The sequence below is a fragment of the Pseudomonas fuscovaginae SE-1 genome (assembly GCF_000364705.1).
Lineage (GTDB): Bacteria > Pseudomonadota > Gammaproteobacteria > Pseudomonadales > Pseudomonadaceae > Aquipseudomonas > Aquipseudomonas fuscovaginae_A.
Window position 1 is genome coordinate 1 of record NZ_AQOH01000382.1, and the last position, 360, is coordinate 360.

The following is a 360-nucleotide window of genomic DNA, read 5'->3' on the forward strand; positions in this document are numbered from 1 at the left end:
AATGGTTATAAAGGCCGCCGAAGCCTATTGTTCTGAGCAAGATTGGACACCAGAACGATGCCAACAAGCGCGCGATAGCTTATACAACTATTGCAACACAAAAAAACATGATGACGAACCAGTAAATTTGACAGCACTTTCTGCCCACATCGATGACCAAAACCCTGAAGGGTTTGCCTTGTTTGTCCGAGAAAGTGCATTTGAGGTAAATGAAGTATTTTCCCCCAATCCGGCCTCATACAAAAAGCTTATGCGCGTAAGCCGACGTTTTGGTAGCATTAGTGTTAGCTTCGATGTTGACGACCTGAGGCAGGAAACTGTGCGCTATGACCCAGACAGCGATACTATCATTATTAGTTC

1 protein-coding gene is annotated in these 360 nt (G+C 44.7%); it reads left to right on the plus strand.

Annotated features, from left to right (window positions below):
* On the plus strand, window positions 1-360 hold a 360-nt coding region (locus K675_RS32685; protein WP_198291708.1), incomplete at both ends, for a nucleoid-associated protein.